This is a genomic window from Rothia sp. CCM 9416, from assembly GCF_048513535.1.
GTDB lineage: Bacteria > Actinomycetota > Actinomycetes > Actinomycetales > Micrococcaceae > Rothia.
Window position 1 is genome coordinate 1 of sequence record NZ_JBLXXR010000025.1, and the last position, 21,176, is coordinate 21,176.

Consider the following 21,176-nt stretch of genomic DNA (forward strand, 5'->3'; position numbering starts at 1 on the left):
CTCCGGTATTAGCGACTTCTTTTACGAAGTGGAGGGTGGCCTGGTCAGGGCGGTGTATTTTGAGAACTGGAGCTAGTGAGTCGTTCATAAGATCTTTTGGTATGGGTGAAGTTTGTAATGTTTTTCTTAACCCTATGATTAAAAATAGATGAGCCCTAGCAACCAACACGGCGCTGGGTATCATTTTGCCTTTATTGAGGCTAAGAGATTTTTAAGCCCTCGGGCGTCCATTCCACAACAGAACCAGGCGGAAGGGTGCCGGTCTGCGCGGATAGTTTGGTGTTGGAGTCGTCCTGGTAGAACCAAGCTAGAGGGACGCCAGTAGCCTCAGCGAGCGCCTGGAGGTTTTTCTCGGTGGGGATATGGCTTCCGTTTTCCCAGCGCCCGAGGGTTTGGCGGGTTGTCTCCATTTTTTGAGCAAGTTCTTCCTGTTTTAGCCCTGCGTGCTCTCGGGCTTTGCGTATGCGGTCTTGGAGGGTCCAAATGGGGAGTGACATATCCCCAGTTTAGCGATAGTTGTTCCATATGTTCTATTGGTTGGCGTGCATTCGTTGCTTATATTCCTTATGTAATGTATGGTGGGTCTTGAAACATTACTTATGCAACGTTTTCGGGAAGTCATTCTTACTTTACGGTTCTTGAATCCCGACCCCAAGGCTTGCAACCTCGGGGTAAGCACAAGCAACCGGCCGGTTAGCTGCGTTAGAGCTGCAGCACTTGAGATAGAGCCATTACCGGCATTGGCCCACAAAGGAGTCACGCCCAGGGTAGCTCCCTGAGTCTGATGCATATGGAGCAGACTGCCCAAATCTTCTATGCCGAAGAAACAGGGGGTCTACTTGTCGTATCAGGAAGAGGAAACCCTGCGCCAAACCTCGGGAGCTCTTTGGGGGAAGGGAATTCAAAAGCCTCTCGCGTTAGCGCAACCTCTAGCCGAATAGGGCGAAGCCCCTAACCCACCCAGTTACCGAGCAACCCTAAAAGACTTGGCACCAATCACGAACACCACCGTCCGCACCAGCTACCCTTTAAATATCGAACACATGTTCTAATAAGAACCAGGAGAAACTATGGCAACCAGGCGCTCCAACGGCGAAGGCTCCGCACCCTACAGACGACCAGACGGCCGCTGGCAAATTAAAATCCGCACCACCCAAACCACCACCGGCGAGCCAATCCGCAAAACCATCTACGGAAAAACCAGAGCCGAAGTCGTCTCCAAAGCAAAGCTATTCATGAGAAGCCTCGAAGACGGCGCCATGATTGATATGCAGGGCTACACCCTAGACCAATGGCTCGAACACTGGCTCGAATATATCGCCAAGCCCGGCCTGCGAGAACGCTCCTACCGCGACTACCAGCAGCAGCTCGAACGCTGGATTATCGGAACCCCCCTGGGGCGCACACCCCTAGCCAGCCTCACCACCTTGGCCATCGAAAGACAGTTGGGCTACATGAGAGCAGAAGGTAAAGCAGAGGCGACCATCCTCAAAATCCACCGCCTACTCTCCAAGGCTCTCAAAGATGCCCAATCCCGCGGACTCATCCACAAGCACCCCATGCTCGGTCTCAAAGCGCCAAAAGCCGCCACAGACACCGGCGCTGCCCTTACCACTGCACAAACCCGGAAGCTCGTCAACGCCGCTAAAGTCGACTACATCCACGGCCTTAGCTTCATCATCGCCCTCGCTCTCGGACTACGCCAAGGCGAGCGCCTGGGCCTTACCTGGGATGACATCGACCTAAGAAAAGGCACCATCACCGTCCGCCGCGCCCTGGCCCTCGTGCCCGGGGGAGGCTACCAGATGGTGGAGCCGAAATCTGCAGCAGGCTATCGCACCGTACCTGTACCACCCCAGCTGATTGAGATTTTCAAGGATCATCACACCCGCCGGCGGCGCAGAGCCCTTGAGCTGGCCCAGTATTGGAATACTAAGCCCGACGTTCACGGCAATTACTGGGATTTAGTCTGTGTCGATTTTGAGGGCAATCGACTGCTGCCCGGGCAGGATCGCCATGCGTGGAAAGAATTTCTCAGGCGCAATGATGTGCCAGAGATTCGCGTTCACGATGCCCGGCATACGGCCGCCACTACCTTGCTCGGGCTGGGGGTGGCCCCGCGAATCGTCATGCAAATGATGGGATGGTCGAGTATGGCCATGCTGAACCGCTATCAGCATGTTCTGGATGAGATGGAGCGTGAGGCGGCGTCAAAGGTAGGTGAGGCTATTTTTTCGGCTCAGATTATTTCGCTTGATGAGCGGCGCGAGCTGGCCTAAAAGCAATGGGGTTCAAAAAGGGGTTCACGCCACTATTCAGAGGTCACAGAAAAGCCCCCGACCTGGAATGTTTCACCAAGTCGGGGGCTTACTGGTGCCCAAGGTGGGACTCGAACCCACACTCCGAAGAACCGCATTTTGAGTGCGGCGCGTCTGCCAATTCCGCCACTTGGGCAAGCGGTTAAAGCTCTTCTACCTTACATGTTTCGGCACAAATATGCCAATCCTTGAGTCAAGAGGTGGGCAGCCTCGTGCGGTGACCTGAATTCGGTGTCTTGCTCTCTGGAATCTGTGCGATTCAGAAGGCTATGGGAGGGGTATTATAGGTAAGAAAGGGTCGGCCCGCTTTACCTCGTTTTACCGGGTAAACGGGCGGTTTGCATGTGAATATCAAGGCACCGTAAACCCCCACACAAGCAGAAACCATAAAAGGAGCGGGAGATGTCGGAGCAGACTATCCAAGAGCCTGAGACCTACGAAGAAAGGCCGCAACGAACAGTTGTTGTTGCTGAAGATGAAGCCTTAATACGCCTCGATATCGTTGAGATTCTTAAAGACCAGGGCTATCAGGTAATAGCCGAGACCGATAACGGTAAGAAAGCGGTTGAACTAGCTGAGGAACACCGACCAGACCTCGTCCTGATGGACGTCAAGATGCCCATTATGGACGGTATCGCCGCAGCAGAACTCATTAATGAGAAGCAACTAGCACCCGTTGTTTTGCTGACTGCCTTTAGCCAGAAAGAGTTAGTGGACAGGGCGACAGAGGCCGGCGCGATGGCCTATGTGGTCAAACCTTTTACCCCCAACGATCTAGTACCCGCTATTGAGGTGGCTATCAGTCGCTACGAGCAGATTCGTGCGCTCCAAAGCGAAGTTGCAAATATCAAGGATCAGTTCGAGACTCGTAAGCTAGTCGATCGCGCAAAGTCGCTCCTGATGACCCGCATGGGTCTGAGCGAGCCTGAGGCCTTCCGTTGGATTCAGAAGACTTCTATGGACCGCCGCCTTTCTATGCGTGATGTCGCGCAGACTATCGTTAAACAGGTCCAGTAGGGTTAGCTCCTAAGCGATACGAAGCCCGCCTAAACAGCTCGTGCAGTCTAGGCGGGCTTATTTATGGGGCAGGCAGTTTGAAAGCCTCAGTAGCTGTATGAGGTGATAGCTTTTCTCAAGAGCCATCATTCTTGACGCCGATTCCCCACAGAGTCAGTGCAGCAAAGAGGGTAACCCCGGCCCACCACAGACCCCCCTGACTAAGGGCGGTAGCAGTGATAAACAGCGTAAGAATCAAAAAGATATTGCCAAGCATTTTTCGGTGCCGGGGGTTCATCGGTAGCCTTTCGAGTGGGATCGATACAATCGTTTGATTATCCACTTTACCCGGACATCATCGTATTGGAGCTACTTCTTAGTGAGAAGCAGCAATAGGCCTATGGGATGCTTCTGCAGTGGGCAGGTCGTCTTTATCGGCACCGAAAACTTTAGCTACACGCTCAGTCAATGATGCAATTGCAGCATCACCGGTCACGTTCGTAGCAGTACCGAAGGAGTCCTGCGCCAGGTAAAGGGCAATCATGAGGGCAATCATGGACTCATCGAAACCCAGCATGGACTGGAGCAGGCCGATTGCGGTCATAACCGCACCACCGGGAACACCGGGAGCTGCAACCATCATGAGACCCAGCACCAGAACCACGGGAATCATAGCGGTGAAGCTCAGTGACCCGCTGGTCATATAAACAACAGCTACAGCGCACGATGTAATGGTAATCATTGAACCGGAGAGGTGGATGGTTGCGCAGAGGGGGATTGCAAAATCAACAATTTTGCCCTTGATACCAACATCCTTAGCTGAGGCGACAGTCACGGGGATGGTTGCTGCCGATGACTGGGTACCGATAGCGGTGAAGTAGGCGGGCAACATGCCGCGCAGCATCTTGACGGGGTTACGCTGAGTAAGGGCACCTGCCAGGGTGTACTGGATCGCCAGCATAATCCAGTGCAGGGCAATAACCATGACAAAGACCTTGCCGAAGACAGCTAGAATCTGACCTACCTGGCCGGCCATGGTCATGTTGGCAAAGACACCCACGATGTGTACGGGCAAGAGCGGGATAATCACGTAGGACAGCAGTCGCTCGATGATGACCTGGAAGTCCTGGAAGAGGTTGAGCATGTTCTTGGTCTTGAGTGCTGTAATACCCAGGCCAAGAATGAAAGCCAGAATCAGGGCGCTCATAACGGACATAATCGGGTCAAGAGTAAAGGTGAGGTAGCCCGCAGAAAGCGCTTCTTCGGGGTTCTCAAAAGCAGTGAGCTGCTGCCCCTTTAAAATGATGGGGTAGAGAAAATGCGCAACGGTGACTGCCAAAAAGCCGGCAGTAACAGATGAAGTGTAAGCCAGGCCGACGGTTGTGCCCAGGAGCTTACCTGCGCCCTTGGCTAGCGAGCCGATACCCGGCACGATGAAGCCAATGATAATGAGCGGAATTGCAAAGCTCAGGAAGGCGCTAAATACGGTGGAGAATGAGACAAAGAGCTGTACCACGAAATCAGTGGGAATTGAGCTACCGAGTGCCCCGTTGATGCCGGCGATAGCGCCGGGCGTGAAGGCGCCGATGAGGATACCGCCGATGATGGCGACGATAATCCACACGAGCAGCGGAATCTTCTTCATAAGGGTTTCCTTGTGGTTGTGTGGTCTTTTATGTGCTTGTGTTACCCCATGAGTGTACAGGACAAGGTCCCTGAATTTCTGGTGCTGAACTAGGAGGCAGGCACATCAATTATTTTGTTAGTGATGCGGGCTGTTGCGATGAGTTTGCCGGTCTCATCGGTGATTTCAATAGAGTGAACGCATATACTCCGCCCCAGGTGCACAGCGCGGCAGGTTCCGGTCACTAGCCCTGCTCGCGCAGGCCGTACATGCGTGATGTTCAGGTCAAGGCCCACCGCCGCCCGCCTGCTTCCGGCCACCAAAAGATTCGCGGCACAAGAACCTAAAGTTTCAGCAAGAACCGCTGATGCGCCGCCGTGCAGTATACCTGCTGGCTGTGTGTTACCAGCCACGGGCATGGTAGCAACTGTGAGCTGGGGGTCGGCCTCAAGAATCTCAATGCCCAGTTTCTGTGCCAGGGAACCTGCCCTGATGCTTGCAGCTGCGGGCTTGTCCTTGGGGGGCGCTTGGGTACTGTCCATTGCTTGTTTCCTCCACTGTAATCTGAGGGCTCTTTGACACCCTTTATCTATAGTAGGTGAGAATAGCTGCCAAGAACGGAAGCTGTCTGGGCACCGGCTAGGGTGGGCTGTAGGATGGGGAGGGTGACTACTACACCTGAAACTTCAGCAGATAACCCCCAGAAACTGATGCTGATTGATGGCCATTCACTGGCTTTTCGATCTTTCTATGGGACTCCCGTCGATGTCTTTGTTAACGCTCAAGGCCAGCACACCAACGCGGTACACGGCTTCCTCTCTACTCTCATGAGCCTCATTAAGACTGAACGGCCCAGCCATATCATTGTTGCTTTTGACCTCTCCGGTGGCACATTCCGTACCGAGGAATACGGCGAGTACAAGGGCGGGCGTAACGAAACTCCCGAAGAGTTCTACGGGCAGATCGAGCTGATCCAAAAAGCCCTCACCGCGCTGAATATCCCATCGGTGACCCTGCCCCGCTATGAGGCTGACGACATCGTGGCAACCTATGCCCGCCAGGGCCGCGAAGCAGGGTTCCAGGTGCAGATTGTTTCGGGAGACCGCGACGCTTTCCAGCTGGTCACCGATACTGTAACTGTGCTCTACCCGGTCACGACCGGCCCCACTAAGGGGATTCGCTACATGACCCCGGCTGCTGTAGAAGAGAAATATAAGGTTGCACCCCACCTTTACCCCGACCTGGCCGCCCTCACCGGGGAACAGGCCGATAACTTACCCGGTGTACCCGGGGTTGGCCCCGGCTTCGCCGCCAAATGGATTAACGAATACGGTGACCTTGCCGGTGTGCTCGATAACGCAGATAAGATCAAAGGTAAGAAGGGCCAAGCCCTCCGTGACCATGTTGAGGACGTTCTGCGCAACCGCCGCCTCAACCGTCTTGTTGATGATCTCGATCTGCCTGTTACCCTGGCCGATGCGGACCACTACGGCCCTAACCAGGAAGAACTAGATGAGCTCTTTGACTACCTGGAGTTCAACTCAATCCGTAAGCGCATGGCTGAGCTCTTTGAATCAATGCTACCGGCTGAACCGGCTATTGAAATCTCTCTCAAAGCTCTTGACACTGTCAGCACGGCACAGGGTCTAACGGACTTCCTGGCCCAGGCTCCCCAGAATATAGCAGCGGTGGAGCGGGGGAGCCAGGTGCCCGAGCGTCTTGCCCAGGCGGTTACCCTCTACCCCGTCATCGATCGTGAAGCCCCCGAAACCAGCCCAGCTCACGGGCAGGGCTTACACGGCCTGCTTCTGCTTGCAGGGCATACCGCCATCTATCTTGATGTTCCGCTTGCCGATACCAGCTTGCAGGCCAAGCTGGGGGACTGGCTGGCAGATTCCAATGCACCCAAGATTGTCTTTGACGCAAAACAGGCCTACAAGACCCTAGACGCCGCAGGACTACCCCTTGCGGGTGTAGTTGAGGACCCGCTCCTTTCCTCATACGTCTGTGGTTTTATTCCCACGGCCCGGCGGCGAGGCTTCCAAGACATGCTCGAAGATTTGAGCCGGGACTACCTCAACCAAACTTTCCCCGCTGAGCCGGAAGGGGCCGACCAGGGCGAGCTGTTCTCCCTGGAACCCGCTGTAGATTTGGACTACCAGGGCAACGTCGCGCGCTACATTCAAGAACTGGCCTACGCCCTGCACCAGGACCTGGTCGCCAAAAACCAGCTGGGGCTTTACCAAGAGATTGAGCTACCAGCAGCAAGCGTCCTAGCGCGTATGGAAATCGCCGGTGTAGCGCTGGATGCCGGAAACGTCACCGAGCTCAAGAACTACTACGGCGAGCACGTTACCCGAGCTACCGAAGCCGCCTACCAGGTGCTGGGTCACGAGGTCAATCTGAGCTCACCCAAGCAGCTCCAAGGCGTCCTCTTCGATGAGCTGTCGCTACCTACCACCCGCAAACTTAAGAGCGGCTACTCAACCGATGCTGACTCCCTCCAAGGAATCCTCAACCAGGTGGATCCCGAAAGTCAGGGTGCCCAGTTTCTGGCTGAACTCCAGACCTACCGTGACTACACCAAGCTCAAGCAGACCGTTGAGGGGCTTGAGAAGGCAAGAGCGGTTGACGGACGTATTCACACCAGTTACCAGCAGAACGTGGCTGCCACCGGGCGGCTGTCCTCCACCGACCCCAACCTGCAGAACATTCCGATTCGCACGGAGGAAGGGCGAAAAATTCGAGACGCCTTCGTAGTTGCACCCCAAGCGGTTGACGGTGTGGACTACGTCAGCCTGCTGACAGCAGACTACTCACAGATCGAAATGCGAATCATGGTGCACCTGTCTAACGATGGGGACCTCATCCAGGCCTACCAAGACGGGGAAGACCTCCACCGATTCGTAGGTGCCGAGGTCTTCGGCGTGGCCCCAGAGGACGTCACGCCCGAGATGCGCTCAAAGGTCAAAGCTATGAGCTACGGCCTAGCCTACGGTCTCTCACCCTTCGGGTTATCCAAGCAGCTGGGAATCTCCGTCGATGAAGCCACCAGCCTGCGAAGCACCTACTTCCAACGCTTCGGTAGAGTGGGGAAGTTCCTCCGCTCAATTGTTAAAGAAGCCCACAAGACCGGCTACACCGAAACCATGTTCGGCCGCCGCCGCATCCTGCCGGATCTGCAAAGCTCTAACAGGCAGAGAAGGGAAGCTGCTGAACGTGCCGCCCTCAACTCACCTATCCAGGGAACAGCAGCCGACATCATCAAAATCGCCATGATTAACGTTGATGCACGGCTCAAACATGAGGGGCTTTCAACCCGCATGCTCCTCCAGGTACACGATGAACTTATCCTCGAAGTCGCTTCCGGTGAAGAGGAAGCTGCTGAACGTATCCTCACCGAAGAAATGAGCGGTGCTGCATCCCTACAAGTTCCGCTCGATGTTCAGGTCGGCTGGGGCCGCTCCTGGCACGAAGCTGGACACTAAGAAAACCCAAAAGCTACCCCCGGAATCAGGCAGAGTCCGGGGGTAGCTAACTTTAAGACCAACATCACGTGTCAAAGCCCTCAACACATGGCCAAATCGCGGGTCAAACCGTTGACCCACAGATAGCTACCCCCTAGACTTGAACCTGTGCGCTTACTACGTCTATGCGTAGAAAACGCACAGTTAATTTGTCCATATCAACGCTCAGCGCAGCGAACCACATATTTTCCTACCCTCGGAACTACCCCGGTAGCACCAAGAAGCTAAGAAAATATCTGCACTGACCTAGAAAAACTATCCATATTGGAGCCCTACTCTCTATGAGCACCAACATTCCTCAGGTTGCAATCAACGACATCGGTACCGAAGAGGACTTCCTCGCAGCTGTCGACGCAACCATCAAGTACTTCAACGATGGCGATCTCGTGTCCGGCGAAGTTGTCAAGGTTGACCACGACGAGGTTCTGCTCGACATCGGTTACAAGACCGAAGGCGTCATCCCCTCACGCGAACTTTCCATCAAGCACGACGTAGATCCCGACGAAGTTGTTTCCGTTGGTGACACTGTTGAAGCTCTTGTCCTCACCAAAGAAGACAAGGAAGGCCGCCTGATTCTCTCCAAGAAGCGCGCACAGTACGAGCGCGCCTGGGGCGACATCGAAAAGGTCAAGGAAGAAGACGGCGTCGTTACCGGTACCGTCATCGAGGTCGTCAAGGGTGGTCTCATCCTCGACATCGGCCTGCGTGGCTTCCTGCCCGCTTCACTCGTCGAAATGCGCCGCGTTCGCGACCTGGCACCCTACATCGGCCAGGAAATCGAAGCCAAGATCATCGAGCTCGACAAGAACCGCAACAACGTCGTTCTATCACGCCGTGCATGGCTCGAGCAGACCCAGTCAGAGGTCCGCTCAACCTTCCTCAACCAGCTCGAAAAGGGCCAGGTTCGTACCGGCGTTGTATCCTCCATCGTTAACTTTGGTGCATTCGTTGACCTCGGCGGCGTTGACGGCCTCGTCCACGTATCCGAGCTCTCCTGGAAGCACATCGACCACCCCTCAGAGGTTGTCGAAGTTGGCGACGAAGTTACCGTTGAGGTGCTCGAAGTTGACCTGGACCGCGAACGCGTCTCCCTGTCACTGAAGGCTACCCAGGAAGATCCCTGGCAGGCATTCGCCCGCACCCACGCACTGGGTCAGGTTGTTCCCGGTAAGGTCACCAAGCTCGTACCCTTCGGCGCATTCGTTCGCGTTGAAGACGGTATCGAAGGCCTCGTCCACATCTCCGAACTCGCAGTTCGCCACGTGGACCTGGCAGAGCAGGTTGTCTCCGTTGGCGACGAACTGTTCGTCAAGGTCATCGACATCGACCTCGAACGCCGCCGCATCTCCCTGTCACTGAAGCAGGCCAACGAAGGCGTTGACCCCGAGTCAACCGAATTCGACCCCGCTCTCTACGGCATGGCAGCAGAATACGACGACGAGGGCAACTACAAGTACCCCGAGGGCTTCGACCCCGAGACCAACGAATGGCTCGAAGGCTTCGAAACCCAGCGCTCAGCTTGGGAACAGCAGTACGCCGAAGCCCAGACCCGCTGGGAAGCACACAAGGCACAGGTCGCCAAGGCACTCGAAGCCGACGCAGAAGCCGCAACTGCAGCTCCCGCATCAGCACCCGCCGAAGCAGCACCCACCTCATACTCATCCGACAAGCCCGCCGAAACCGGCACCCTGGCATCAGATGAGGCACTTGCGGAACTCCGCAAGAAGCTGACCGGCAACTAATTCTTGGCTAGATGGTTGCGGAGTTCCGATTCCAGCGAAGATTTGTTTCCTCGCTCGCTCGGAATCTTCGCTTCCATCCCCGCAAGAAGCTGACCGGCAAGTAAACAGCCCGTCAAGCTACCAAGGGCCCTCCCCACCAAGTATGGGGAGGGCCCTTTGCATGCACTATCACCCCGATAGTTCATGCAAAGGCTAGCGTCAGTTAACCATTTGTTAACCTTGTGCACAGACTATTAACAGGGCTCCAATTGCGCCCGCAAGCCAAACCAAAACTCTATGAAGGGGGCCCTGTGGATTCCAGCGCGAATTCGGGTTCAGATCTTGCAACTCCTGCCTTACAACGAGACACCACCGACAAATGGTGGCACCTGGGATTCGGCGGGCTCATGGCTGTGGCATTCACCCTGTTTACCTTCTGGTCAGTTAGCTACGTCGACCAGCCCAGCCAGGCCATGATCCTAGGTGTAGCAGTTCTCCTAGGCCTCTTCATGGCCTTCAACATCGGTGGCAACGACGTCGCTAACTCCTTCGGCACCAGCGTTGGTGCCGGGACTCTCACCATCAAACAGGCCCTGCTCATCGCAGCTGTCTTCGAGGTTTCCGGTGCCGTTATCGCAGGCGGGTCAGTCACCGGCACAGTCCGCAGCGGCATCGTAGATCTAGGGGCCATAGACCTGGCACCCATGCAGTTCGTCTACATCATGATGTCAGCCCTCCTCGGTGCTGCCATTTGGCTACTTGTCGCAACCCGCATGGGCTGGCCGGTATCCACCACTCACTCCATCATCGGCGGCATCGTTGGTGCTGCCCTGACCACGGGCTTCACCACCGGCGCCGGGGGCCTGGACATGGTTCAGTGGAGCAAGATCGGCCAAATCGCTCTCTCCTGGGTCATCTCGCCCGTTCTCGGTGGTCTCTTCGCCTGGCTTCTCTTCGGCTTTATTAAGAAGTACATCCTGGGCTATAACGAAAAAATTGATGCCGCCATGCTCGAACTGAAAAAGCGCATGGAAGAAGAGCGAGCCACCCACACCCCGCACGTTGGCTTCCAACGCATTACAGACCTGCAGCAGGATGCCTACTCCAACGCCATGCTTCGCAAGAAAAAGTTTAAGCTCAAGAAGCTGGACCCCGATGCACCTGAAAGCGAATACTACCGCCAGGTCCATAAACTTGATAAGAAAGCAAAGAGTAAGGACTCCCACCGGGCCCTTGAAGTTTACGTCCCAGTGCTGGCAGCAGCCGGATCTGTTCTTATCACAGCCATGCTACTTTTCAAGGGGCTCAATAAACTCAACCTGGGCATCTCGTCCATGGGTAACATCCTGATTATGGTCATGGTAGCTGTCATTACCTGGGTCAGTGTCACTATCTTCGCACGCAGTCTTCAGCATCAAGAACTCTCCCGGGCAACCTTTACTATCTTTGCCTGGCTCCAGGTATTTACCGCTGCAGCCTTCGCCTTCAGCCACGGCGCTAATGACATCGCTAACGCGATCGGTCCTTTCGTGGCTATCCTGGACGTACTGAAAACCGGTCTTATCGCCAAGGAAGCTATCGTTCCCTTCCCTGCCCTCATCACCTTCGGAGTTGCACTGATTGCCGGGCTCTGGTTTGTGGGCCGCAAGGTCATTGCTACGGTAGGTCACGGTCTAACCAAAATGCACCCATCATCAGGCTTTGCTGCGGAGCTAGCGGCTGCAGGTGTGGTCATGGCAGCGTCGGTTCTCGGTCTGCCGGTCTCCTCCACCCACATTCTGATTGGTGCGGTTCTCGGCGTCGGTATTGTCAACCACTCCGCCAACTGGAAACTGATGCGCCCCATCGCCCTGGCCTGGATTATCACCCTACCTATCTCAGCTGCAATCGGCGCCGGTGGCGTTCTGATCATCTCTGCCCTCTTCTAAAAGCTGGATGCCCAAAGCCCCGGTAAGTCCCTCCAAGCCAGGCTTACCGGGGCTTTGCCCTATCTGGCAGATCTACAGATAGATTGTTCTAGGGCCTATCAACCCACTCGGTGCCTGCCCACTCGATATGGTAAGCACCGGCTGAAAGCTGGGCCAGCATATCCTCCGTCCTTGCCTGTAGCTGCGAATCGTCAAAGACAGCCACCGTAATTTCGGCATGGGAGGCGCTGTAGTCTGTTCCCAACACAGCGTAGCCCTGCGCTCGTAAATCGTTCTCTAATCGTCCAGCCTCGGAATGGGGGACGCTGATAAGACCCAGTCGGAGACGTTCTCGGGGAGTGAGTCGGGCGGTATCGAGGGCAGCGGCGACAGCCTCTGTGTAAGCTCTGACCAGCCCACCTGCCCCCAACTTGATACCACCAAAGTAGCGTACTACCACAGCACAAATATCTGAGAGGTCAGCTGCTTGCCCCTCTCGGCCTTGGGCCCTGCGGGCCAGCAAGGCCTGCATCATGGGCACCCCGGCTGTACCAGCGGGTTCACCGTCATCACTAGAGCGCTGGAGGTCACGGTCTGCCCCTATGATAAAGGCGGAACATACATGCCGGGCATCATGGTACTGCTTGCGTTTAGATTCGATGAAGGCGCGCGCCTGGGCCTCAGACTCAACTCGGAGTAGATAGCAGATAAACTCGCTTCGTTTGATCTCAAGGAGATGACGGACCGGCTCCTTGCTTGCAAGTACGGTATAGCGGTTGGCGCGGGTTTTATCACTCATGTGTCCATTCTAAAGTGGCCCGGGAAAGCCGTTAGGCTAGGAAACGGAACTGGCACAGCACATAGGTAAGAGGAAGAGAAGACAATGGTTATTCATATCGGTCTGACCGGGGGAATCGGTTCCGGTAAATCAACGGTGGCTCAGATCTTGGTCAAGCTGGGTGCTACCCTGATTGATGCCGATGCTATCGGTCGTGACTTGATGCAACCTGGTCAGCCTGTGTTTGCTGAGGTTGTGCGTGTATTTGGACAGGGTGTGCTGGCTAAGAACGGTAGCCTTGACCGTGCTGCCCTGGCCTCACTGGTTTTTGCTGATGAGAGCAAGAGGGAGAAACTAAACTCCATTGTTCATCCGGCGATTCGGGTTCAGGCTCAGCGACAGAGGGATAAGGCCGCAGAAAAGCTGGGGCAGAGCGGGGTCATTGTTGAAGATATTCCCCTGCTGGTTGAGACGGGGCAAGCTAACCGTTTTGACGGTGTGATTGTGGTTGAGGCTGACCCAGTGGAGCGGCTCAGACGGCTGGTTGAACTCCGAGGTATGTCAGAGGCTGATGCCCTTGCACGCATGAATGCGCAGGCTACCGACCAGGAACGCCGCGCTCTTGCTACCTGGGTCATTGATAACTCCGGTTCGCTTGCAGAAACGGAGGAACAAGTAGGCAGGGTGTATGGAAAAATCACGGGGAGAGAGTTCTCATAGAGTTATTTATGCAGTCAGTCGATGGGGTGCACCTGTGAGAAAGATCTGTTCTGACTAGTATTGACGGGCGAGAACGGGCCTGTGTCTAAAAATCAAGTGGCCTGGGTATACAGTGGAAATACAATATAAAGCTGACTTAGTATTAAAGGCGCTGCCTAGATATTGGGTGGTACCTCTGCGGCTGGTGGATGCAAGAAAGCCGGGCAGAGGGAATCGCATTTTCCACCGGGATTGACCGTGCTGACTAAGCTACACAACCTCTTAGGGCTGAGAACCAGCCCTGCAATTTTCTTTTCCTCGGCCTTCTTTATCGTGCTTTTCACGGCCTTGATGGCGGCTTTTCCCACCACGATGTCAGACGGTATCGGCGCGGTTTCCGGCTTCATCATTAAATACCTGGGCTGGGTTTACACCCTGGGTATTGCCATTTTCTTCTTTTTCTTGGTCTATATGGCCATGAGCCGTTTCGGGCGTATCAAAATTGGTGACGACGATGCTGAACCCGCATACTCAGGATTGGCCTGGTTTGGTATGCTCTTTGCCGCAGGTGTGGGTGCTGTCTTGCTCTTCTGGGGTGCTGCTGAGCCCATTTCTCATTACGCCAAGCCACCCTACGATGGCGTAGCACCACAGTCTGATCACGCGGCACTCGATGCTCTAGCGATTGCTAACTGGCATATTGGTCTGGGCGTGTGGATTATTCTGACGGTACCTGCTTTGGCTTTTGGCTACTTCACCTATAAACGTAAGCTACCCCCGCGCGTTTCCTCGATCTTCCAGCCCCTGCTGGGCGAACGTATCCACGGACCCATCGGTAAACTCATCGACTCGGTAGCCATTATTTCTACCGTTTTTGGTATCGCAGTCTCTGTAGGTATGGGTGCCCTCCAGCTTAATTCAGGCATGGGGATCATGTACGGACTTCCCCTGGGCGGTATTATCCAGGCCGGCATCGTGGCCATCATTACGGCCGCAGGTATCACCTCTGTGCTCATGGGTATGGATAAGGGTGTTAAGCGACTGTCCTACATTAATATCCTCTTGGCTATTGCTCTGATGATTTTTATCCTCATGACGGGAGCTACCCGTTTCCTCACCCTGGGAACCGTTGAATCTGCCGGCTACTTCCTGCAGAAGCTTCCCGTCATGATGCTCTTTAACGACGCTTTTGCCGATACCGGTTGGATCGGCAGCTGGACGGTCTTCTACTGGGCATGGACTGTGACCTGGGCACCTTTTGTGGGTCTCTTTATCGCTAAGATTTCCCAGGGGCGCACTATCCGCCAGTTCGTGGTGGGTGTACTGTCTGCCCCTACCGCTTTCACCCTGATTTGGGTTGGGGTCTTTGGGCTAAGCGCCTTTAACATTGAGCGCAAGGAGAACGGCACCCTGGTGCAGACCGTTGTTGAGCAGGGCGATATTCCCGCCGCGCTCTTTGAGTTCTTGAGCCATTTTCCCCTCTTCCCCGTGGTTGCGGTGGTTGCTCTTCTGGTGATTACCATTTTCTTTATCACCTCGATCGACTCAGCCGCTCTGGTCATGGATGCAATCGCTAACGGGCACGAAGACCCGGCACCCAAACGGCAGGGGGTCTTCTGGGCTGCCTCCATCGGTCTTGTGTCAGCCTCAATTCTTGTGGCAGCAGGCGATAACGGGCTCCTTGCCTTGCAGAACGTCATTGTGGTCATCGGCTTCCCCGTCTGGCTCATTGGGTTTATGCAGATGTGGATGCTGGTGCGGGCCTTACGAGAGGACGCTGGTGAACTGCCACCCATGAAGACCCGCCAGTGGAAACAGGTTCTCCCCGTGGAGGAATACCACCGCCGAGCCCAGGAAGACTTCTCGTCCATTGGTGAAGTCACCATTCGCCCCGAGTATGAGGTAGGTTCAGAGCCGGAGTATGAGGGCCTGGTTCCCAATACGGGACAGATTCCTGTAGTGACTGCTGAAGCTGTGGCCTTGGAGGCCACTGAGAAGGCCCAGCAAGACAAGCAGGTTTAGGGTATCTCAGGTCTGCCTGAGGGGATGGAGCTATTCCTGTTCAGCAAGATATACTGCTGGCTTACTGCCTAGAAGATGGGGAGTAAGCCAGCAGTTTTTGCCTGGGGAGGGTAGTGGGGTGAGAACCAGTAACCTTCTGCCTGTAAGCTCTAGAGGCTATATTCGTACTGGTGTTCTAGTTTTTGCCCTGGTTTTTCGGTAGGGTAGGGGCATGAGTCTTGCCCAGGAAATCAATCGGATTGTTGCCCCCTTTGAAGTCGTCTCCGAATATCAGCCAGCGGGCGACCAGCCCAAAGCTATTGCTGAGCTCACCGAACGAGTGCAGAACGGTGAAAAAGATATTGTTCTGATGGGCGCGACCGGTACCGGTAAGTCGGCAACCTCCGCCTGGCTCATTGAAGCTGTCCAGAGGCCTACTCTGGTCATGGTCCAGAACAAGACCCTGGCCGCCCAGTTGGCCAACGAACTGCGTGAACTACTGCCTCATAACGCGGTGGAGTATTTTGTCAGCTATTACGACTACTACCAGCCCGAAGCCTATGTGCCGCAGACCGATACCTTCATTGAGAAGGACTCGTCTATCAATGAGGAAGTAGAGAGACTGCGTCACTCTGCCACCAACTCCCTGCTGACCCGCCGCGATGTGGTGGTGGTGGCAACCGTCTCCTGTATCTATGGGCTGGGTACCCCCGAAGAGTATGTGGCCCAGATGGTTACTCTGCGGCGGGGCCAAGAACTAGACAGGGACGAGCTACTCCGTCGTTTTGTGGGCATGCAGTACGCACGCAACGATATGGACTTCCACCGCGGAACCTTCCGGGTGCGCGGCGATACCGTAGAAATTATCCCCATGTATGAGGAAAACGCTATTCGCGTGGAATTCTTCGGGGATGAAATTGAGGCTATCTACACCCTGCACCCACTTACCGGTGAGGTCATCCGTGAGGAAGAGGAAATGTATGTCTTCCCTGCCTCGCACTATGTTGCCGGTGCTGAGCGCATGGCAAGGGCCATTAGCTCTATTGAGGATGAACTGCGGGAACGGCTCCAAGAACTAGAGTCTCAGAATAAGCTGGTTGAAGCCCAGCGCTTGCGGATGCGCACCCAGTATGACCTGGAAATGATGGAGCAGATGGGATTCTGCAACGGCATCGAGAACTATTCCAGCCATATCGACGGTCGCGCCCGGGGAACTGCGCCTCACTGCCTACTGGACTATTTTCCCGATGACTTCCTGCTGATTGTGGATGAATCCCACGTCACGATCCCTCAGATTGGTGCCATGTTTGAGGGCGATATGAGCCGTAAACGAACCCTGGTGGAGCACGGTTTCCGCCTGCCCTCAGCCATGGATAACCGCCCCCTGAAATGGGAGGAGTTCCTGGACCGTATCGGCCAGACCGTCTACCTTTCAGCAACCCCCGGTAGGTACGAACTGGCTCAGGCCGATGGGGTCGTGGAGCAGATTATTCGCCCCACGGGTCTGGTTGACCCTGAAATTGTCGTTAAGCCCACCCAGGGGCAGATTGATGACTTGCTTGAAGAAATCCGTGTGCGGGTCCAGGGGGATGAGCGCATACTGGTGACCACACTGACCAAGCGTATGGCAGAGGATTTGACCGACTATCTGCTTGAACACGGGGTCAAGGTCCAGTACCTGCACTCCGATGTGGATACCCTACGCCGTGTGGAACTATTGAGCGAACTGCGCCAGGGCGTTTTTGATGTTCTGGTGGGTATCAACCTGCTCCGTGAGGGCTTGGACCTGCCCGAAGTCTCACTGGTCGCTATCCTCGATGCCGATAAGCAAGGTTTCTTGCGCTCCACTACCTCGCTGATTCAGACCATCGGGCGTGCCGCCCGTAACGTGGGCGGACAAGTACACATGTACGCCGATAAAATCACCGACTCTATGCGGGTGGCCATTGACGAGACCAACCGCCGCCGCCAGATACAGCAGGCCTACAACAAGGAACACGGCATTGATCCGCAGCCTCTGCGGAAGAAGATAGCCGATATCACTGACAAGCTGGCCCGCGAATCAGAGGACACCGCTGAGCTCCTTGCCTCGCGCAAGGGTAATGCAAAGACTGCATCCAAAAAGGGCACCAAGTACGCGGCTACCTCACCGGAAGCCGAGGAACTTCTGAAAAAGGCCGAAGCCAAGGTACGTGCCGACGGACTTGCCGCCGCTCCCGCCGAGGACCTGATGAGCCTGATTGAAGACATGCACGCACAGATGATGCAGGCCGCTGAAGAACTCAAATTCGAGCTGGCAGGCCGCCTACGAGATGAGATAGCCGACCTGAAGAAGGAACTACGGCAGATGCAGGCAGCGGGGCACGCCTAAACCCGGAAGGGTGGTAGAATTGTGCGGTTTGTGTCCTTACCTTTTCTAGGAGCCACCGTGAAGCAGAGTGTTGCCCGCATGCCCGGTATGCCTCAAATTCTCATCACCTTTGGTCTGAGCATTAGCAGCCTTGCCGTTCTGCTCCCGGCCTCACCCGCCTGGGCTGTAGCCGGCGGTGCTGGCTCCTTCGGGGCAGGCGCAACCAACGCTGTACTCATGGCTGTCACCGTGGCCACGCAGTTCTCGGTGCCCACCCTTACCCGCCATTTTTCCTGGGCACATGTACTGCCCCTTGGCACAATCCTCTTAGGTCTACCCTCCCTCATTCAGCTCCTCAGCCCTGCCCTGACCAATATCCTGCTGACCTCAGCCCTGCGAGGGGTCGGCTTTGGCATTGTCACGGTCTGCTGTTCTTCGGCTATGTCCTACCTGGTTCCCCTGGAATACCGAGGCCGGGCGGTGGGCCTCTACGGACTAGCCGCAGCTGGCTCACAAATGTTCTTCACCCCGGTTGCCCCCTGGGCTATCGAAGTCTTTGGGCACCGGCCCGTCATTGCTGTGGGCGCGATTGCTGCGCTCGCCGCACCCTTTGCTTTTCAGCTGGGACGCTCCGTTGATCGCTATCTGGCACAAGACCAAGAGGGCAAGCCAACAATATCTGCTACCCCTAAGACCTCGACCACTACGATTATCAAACGTATCTGGCCCGCCCTACTGACGCTCACCCTGGTGACCTCAGTGGGCGGTGCCTTCATGACTTTTTCCACTGAAATAGCGCCCACCGCAACACTGGCTACAGGCGGCTTGCTCCTGCTCTGCCTCCTAGCTACCCCCACCCGTCTCTACGGCGGTTCACTTACCGACCGCTTTGGGACCCGTCTGCTGATGACACCGGTACTGGGATTCGTCGCTCTGGGGCTGGTTCTGCTTGCCCTGATGGATGGGGCGAGCTCTCTTTCTGTGCTCTTCTTTCTCCTGGGCGCATCCATCATGGGCTTTGGCTACGGCTTCCTGCAATCGGTGACTATGGTGCGAGCCCTGAGCGATGCCGGGGGAGCCGATGCCACCCAGCGAGCATCGGTTGCTTGGAACTCACATTTTGATATTGGTACCGGACTGGGGGCCCTTGCCATTGGGGCTCTTGAACAGTCCACCAATTTTGCAACTGCCTGGGTGGTAGCGGCACTTATCCTAGCTCTCTGTGCTCTTGGAATGGGTTTACGAGACGCCCGTTCCTGAGTAGTCGCTGTTCAAACGGTGCCCGCGTAGGTTATAGTTGAGGTTCGAGCAAGGGAGTATCCCGCTAATTCCTGTTTCGTCAGCACGTTGATCGATGGCGCCCAACCGGGGCAGGAAACCACATAAGCTAAGGTGGTTGGGAGAGACTTGTGGATTTTGGTTAACCCTCAACCACAAGAAAGGCTCTCATGCATATTAGTGGTTTACAGTGGGCGGTAACTATCGCGGTTATCCTCCTGCTTTTAGCGTACGATTTTTTCTTCCATGTGCGGAAGGCTCACGAGCCCACCATTAAAGAGGCCGCTATCTGGTCGGCTCTCTACATTGGTTTGGCACTAGCTTTTGGCCTGGTCATCCTTTTCTGGGACGGCACCCGGTTCGCCGCCGAATACTACGGCGGCTACATCACCGAGAAGGCCCTGAGCGTTGATAACCTTTTTGTCTTCCTCATCATTATGGCCAGCTTTAAGGTGCCGCGCGCTGACCAGCAGAAGGTGCTTCTCTTTGGCATTGTCTTTGCTCTGATAGCTCGCACTGTTTTCATCCTTGCCGGTGTCGCTTTGATTAATACCTTTAGCTGGATCTTCTACCTCTTTGGTCTGGTACTTATTTACACTGCGGGCAATTTGATCAAGGGTGAAATTACCGATAAAGAGGAAGAAGACGAAGCCAATAACATTGTTATCCGTCTGGCAAAGAGAGTCTTACACACCGTTGACTACTACGATGGCGATAAGCTCTTCACCCTTGAAAACGGCAAGAAGGTCATGACCCCCATGCTGCTCGTTATGGTAGCTATCGGCGGCACCGATATTCTCTTTGCGCTGGACTCAATTCCCGCAATCTTTGGCCTGACCCAGGAGGCCTACATTGTCTTTACCGCAACAGCCTTCTCACTGATGGGCTTGCGTCAGCTTTACTTCCTGATTGACGGCCTGCTGGACCGCCTGATTTACCTCTCCTGGGGCCTGTCTATTGTCTTGGCCTTCATCGGGGTCAAGCTTTTGCTCCACGCTTTGCACGAGAATACTCTGTTTTTCCTCAACGATGGGCAACCCGTTCAGGTGATAGAGGTTGGTATTGAGCTGTCCTTGGCAGTTATTATCAGTGTCCTAGTCATGACAGTTCTTGCTTCACTGTATTCCCCTAAGGGTAGGGCACTTGCTACCATCCAGAAGGTTCAGAATCTCTCTGATGAATACCTGAACCTACCTGCTCATGCTCCTGCCGCACAGCGTGCTGAGCTTCAGAGCAAGTTGGATGCTGCGGCCGCTAAGTCACGTAAAATTCCTCAGAAATACCGGGATGAGCTGATTGAGTCCGAGGCGGAGTACCAGGATCTGGTGCATCGTGCTCGCACGGCCCATGCGGAGCACACTGCCTAAGGGAAGAGGTTCGAGGCTGGTCCCTGGGATTTGCTGACCTTCTTGGCCGATACCGTCAGTATCTTGCCCTTACGGGCAGATGCTGACGGTTTTGTTTTGCTTTATCACCGCTGCTATGCGCCTAGAATGAGAGATATATTAAAGGCAGTCTCAGCTCAGTCAACAAGAGGGGGTCCGACTGTGTCGCTCATAGACTATCTACCGCTTGTTATTTCTTTAGTAGGGGCAAGCATAGTATTTGTGGTGACAGCTCAGATGGGAGCACATGGCCGCCTGCCTCCCAATGGGGTTATTGGGTTTCGTACAGCATCGACTCTGCAATCTGATGCCGCTTGGGAAGCTGGACACCGCGCTGCCGTCCCCGCCTTGCGGATCCTGGCATTGGTGCAGGCTGTGGGCGCTGGCCTTACCTTTGTTTTGGGCTGGTTTCTGCAATCACCTTTCGCTATTCCTTGCGGTATAGGCGCCTTGCTCCTGACGGGTGCTGTATTACTTGTACTTTCAGCTACTTCTGTTAAGACTGCGGCTCATACTGCTCATCAAGAGTGGTTAGAGCGCCAGAGCCGAAAGCTATAGCTGACTTACCTAGATGATTATTCGATAGCTCAGG

At 55.1% G+C, this 21,176-nt stretch carries 15 protein-coding genes and 1 tRNA gene; 11 read left to right on the forward strand and 5 right to left on the reverse strand.

Annotated elements, in window-relative coordinates:
* Window positions 1–200 precede the first annotated feature (200 nt).
* The gene (locus ACN080_RS09210; protein ID WP_419113614.1) at window positions 201–497 is read right to left on the reverse strand and encodes a helix-turn-helix domain-containing protein; all 297 of its coding nucleotides are present in this window, start codon (window positions 495–497) and stop codon (window positions 201–203) included.
* A gap of 573 nt (window positions 498–1,070) precedes the next feature.
* On the opposite strand from ACN080_RS09210, the gene ACN080_RS09215 reads away from it, so the two are divergent.
* Window positions 1,071–2,279: a tyrosine-type recombinase/integrase gene (locus tag ACN080_RS09215; protein WP_419113615.1), complete on the forward strand. Its 1,209-nt coding sequence runs from the start codon at window positions 1,071–1,073 to the stop codon at window positions 2,277–2,279.
* 92 nt (window positions 2,280–2,371) lie between these two features.
* Here ACN080_RS09215 and ACN080_RS09220 read toward each other — a convergent pair.
* Window positions 2,372–2,454, reverse strand: a tRNA-Leu gene (locus ACN080_RS09220).
* Between the two features lie 266 nt (window positions 2,455–2,720).
* Here ACN080_RS09220 and ACN080_RS09225 point away from each other — a divergent pair.
* Window positions 2,721–3,335, forward strand: a complete 615-nt coding sequence (locus ACN080_RS09225) for an ANTAR domain-containing response regulator (protein ID WP_419100445.1) — start codon at window positions 2,721–2,723, stop codon at window positions 3,333–3,335.
* A gap of 355 nt (window positions 3,336–3,690) precedes the next feature.
* On the opposite strand, the gene ACN080_RS09230 is transcribed toward ACN080_RS09225, so the two are convergent.
* The gene (locus ACN080_RS09230; protein WP_419100444.1) at window positions 3,691–4,959 is read right to left on the reverse strand and encodes a dicarboxylate/amino acid:cation symporter; all 1,269 of its coding nucleotides are present in this window, start codon (window positions 4,957–4,959) and stop codon (window positions 3,691–3,693) included.
* A gap of 89 nt (window positions 4,960–5,048) precedes the next feature.
* A complete protein-coding gene (locus ACN080_RS09235) occupies window positions 5,049–5,480 on the reverse strand; it encodes a PaaI family thioesterase (RefSeq protein ID WP_419100443.1) in 432 nt (143 codons plus the stop codon).
* A 114-nt stretch (window positions 5,481–5,594) separates the two neighbouring features.
* Between ACN080_RS09235 and polA the strand changes: the two genes are divergently transcribed.
* The 3 genes from polA to ACN080_RS09250 all read left to right on the forward strand — a co-directional run bounded on the left by polA (window position 5,595) and on the right by ACN080_RS09250 (window position 12,114).
* Window positions 5,595–8,426, forward strand: a complete 2,832-nt coding sequence (gene polA, locus ACN080_RS09240) for a DNA polymerase I (RefSeq protein ID WP_419113616.1) — start codon at window positions 5,595–5,597, stop codon at window positions 8,424–8,426.
* A gap of 320 nt (window positions 8,427–8,746) precedes the next feature.
* Window positions 8,747–10,207: a 30S ribosomal protein S1 gene (gene rpsA, locus ACN080_RS09245; protein ID WP_419110502.1), complete on the forward strand. Its 1,461-nt coding sequence runs from the start codon at window positions 8,747–8,749 to the stop codon at window positions 10,205–10,207.
* A 290-nt stretch (window positions 10,208–10,497) separates the two neighbouring features.
* On the forward strand, window positions 10,498–12,114 hold the full coding sequence (locus tag ACN080_RS09250) for an inorganic phosphate transporter (RefSeq protein ID WP_419111919.1): 1,617 nt from the start codon (window positions 10,498–10,500) through the stop codon (window positions 12,112–12,114).
* 88 nt (window positions 12,115–12,202) lie between these two features.
* Here the strand turns inward: ACN080_RS09250 and ACN080_RS09255 are convergent, their stop codons facing one another.
* Entirely contained in the window at window positions 12,203–12,892 is a 690-nt protein-coding gene (locus ACN080_RS09255) for an IMPACT family protein (RefSeq protein ID WP_419113617.1), read from the reverse strand.
* Between the two features lie 84 nt (window positions 12,893–12,976).
* Here ACN080_RS09255 and coaE point away from each other — a divergent pair, with 84 nt between their 5' ends.
* The 6 genes from coaE to ACN080_RS09285 all read left to right on the forward strand — a co-directional run bounded on the left by coaE (window position 12,977) and on the right by ACN080_RS09285 (window position 21,142).
* Entirely contained in the window at window positions 12,977–13,591 is a 615-nt protein-coding gene (coaE, locus tag ACN080_RS09260; protein ID WP_419113618.1) for a dephospho-CoA kinase, read from the forward strand.
* Window positions 13,592–13,828: 237 nt separating this feature from the next.
* Window positions 13,829–15,592, forward strand: a complete 1,764-nt coding sequence (locus ACN080_RS09265) for a BCCT family transporter (protein ID WP_419113619.1) — start codon at window positions 13,829–13,831, stop codon at window positions 15,590–15,592.
* A 211-nt stretch (window positions 15,593–15,803) separates the two neighbouring features.
* A complete protein-coding gene (gene uvrB, locus ACN080_RS09270; protein ID WP_419099793.1) occupies window positions 15,804–17,942 on the forward strand; it encodes an excinuclease ABC subunit UvrB in 2,139 nt (712 codons plus the stop codon).
* A gap of 57 nt (window positions 17,943–17,999) precedes the next feature.
* Window positions 18,000–19,181 (forward strand): MFS transporter, encoded by a 1,182-nt coding sequence (locus ACN080_RS09275; protein ID WP_419099792.1) that lies wholly within the window; start codon window positions 18,000–18,002, stop codon window positions 19,179–19,181.
* 188 nt (window positions 19,182–19,369) lie between these two features.
* On the forward strand, window positions 19,370–20,566 hold the full coding sequence (locus ACN080_RS09280; RefSeq protein WP_419110496.1) for a TerC family protein: 1,197 nt from the start codon (window positions 19,370–19,372) through the stop codon (window positions 20,564–20,566).
* Between the two features lie 255 nt (window positions 20,567–20,821).
* Window positions 20,822–21,142, forward strand: a complete 321-nt coding sequence (locus ACN080_RS09285; RefSeq protein WP_419111924.1) for an SdpI family protein — start codon at window positions 20,822–20,824, stop codon at window positions 21,140–21,142.
* Window positions 21,143–21,176 lie beyond the last annotated feature (34 nt).

What these genes read in the sequence shown, in the direction of transcription:
- ACN080_RS09210 (WP_419113614.1), bottom strand. Translation starts at nt 497, where the DNA reads ATGTCACTCCCCATTTGGACCCTCCAAGACCGCATACGCAAAGCCCGA.
- ACN080_RS09215 (WP_419113615.1), top strand. Translation starts at nt 1,071, where the DNA reads ATGGCAACCAGGCGCTCCAACGGCGAAGGCTCCGCACCCTACAGACGA.
- ACN080_RS09225 (WP_419100445.1), top strand. Translation starts at nt 2,721, where the DNA reads ATGTCGGAGCAGACTATCCAAGAGCCTGAGACCTACGAAGAAAGGCCG.
- ACN080_RS09230 (WP_419100444.1), bottom strand. Translation starts at nt 4,959, where the DNA reads ATGAAGAAGATTCCGCTGCTCGTGTGGATTATCGTCGCCATCATCGGC.
- ACN080_RS09235 (WP_419100443.1), bottom strand. Translation starts at nt 5,480, where the DNA reads ATGGACAGTACCCAAGCGCCCCCCAAGGACAAGCCCGCAGCTGCAAGC.
- polA (WP_419113616.1), top strand. Translation starts at nt 5,595, where the DNA reads ATGGGGAGGGTGACTACTACACCTGAAACTTCAGCAGATAACCCCCAG.
- rpsA (WP_419110502.1), top strand. Translation starts at nt 8,747, where the DNA reads ATGAGCACCAACATTCCTCAGGTTGCAATCAACGACATCGGTACCGAA.
- ACN080_RS09255 (WP_419113617.1), bottom strand. Translation starts at nt 12,892, where the DNA reads ATGAGTGATAAAACCCGCGCCAACCGCTATACCGTACTTGCAAGCAAG.
- coaE (WP_419113618.1), top strand. Translation starts at nt 12,977, where the DNA reads ATGGTTATTCATATCGGTCTGACCGGGGGAATCGGTTCCGGTAAATCA.
- uvrB (WP_419099793.1), top strand. Translation starts at nt 15,804, where the DNA reads ATGAGTCTTGCCCAGGAAATCAATCGGATTGTTGCCCCCTTTGAAGTC.
- ACN080_RS09280 (WP_419110496.1), top strand. Translation starts at nt 19,370, where the DNA reads ATGCATATTAGTGGTTTACAGTGGGCGGTAACTATCGCGGTTATCCTC.
- ACN080_RS09285 (WP_419111924.1), top strand. Translation starts at nt 20,822, where the DNA reads ATGGGAGCACATGGCCGCCTGCCTCCCAATGGGGTTATTGGGTTTCGT.